At 62.7% G+C, this 330-nt stretch carries 1 protein-coding gene; it reads right to left on the reverse strand.

All coding sequences use genetic code 11. The features are described from left to right. Positions 1-30 precede the first annotated feature (30 nt). Positions 31-303, reverse strand: a complete 273-nt coding sequence (locus AX708_RS19910) for a hypothetical protein (RefSeq protein WP_066530105.1) — start codon at positions 301-303, stop codon at positions 31-33. Positions 304-330: the final 27 nt, after the last annotated feature.

Genomic DNA, 330 nt, shown 5'->3' on the forward strand with positions numbered 1-330 from the left:
GAAAATGCTGCCCGCTGGCCACAACCGAATTTACACCACATTGACGGACACGACCAGCGAGGCGCGCACCGGGCCGAAGGCGTTGGGCTTCTTGCCGAGGTGCTCAGCGATGGCGCTGGAGATGTAAGGCCCCTCGCCCAGCGCCGCCATACCGCGCAGGTAGCGTTTCTCCGAAGGCGTCAGGCGGTCGAACCGTACTCGGAAGAAGCTCGCATCAAGCGCAGCAATCGCGGCAGGACTGGCGATAGCGACGTCGGCAGCAGTGATCGGGCAGGTGAGAACACCGGGAATAAAAGGGGCCACGGATCGGCCGGTAGCACCGGATTAAAA

The organism is Erythrobacter sp. CCH5-A1, from assembly GCF_001557115.1.
GTDB lineage: Bacteria > Pseudomonadota > Alphaproteobacteria > Sphingomonadales > Sphingomonadaceae > Erythrobacter.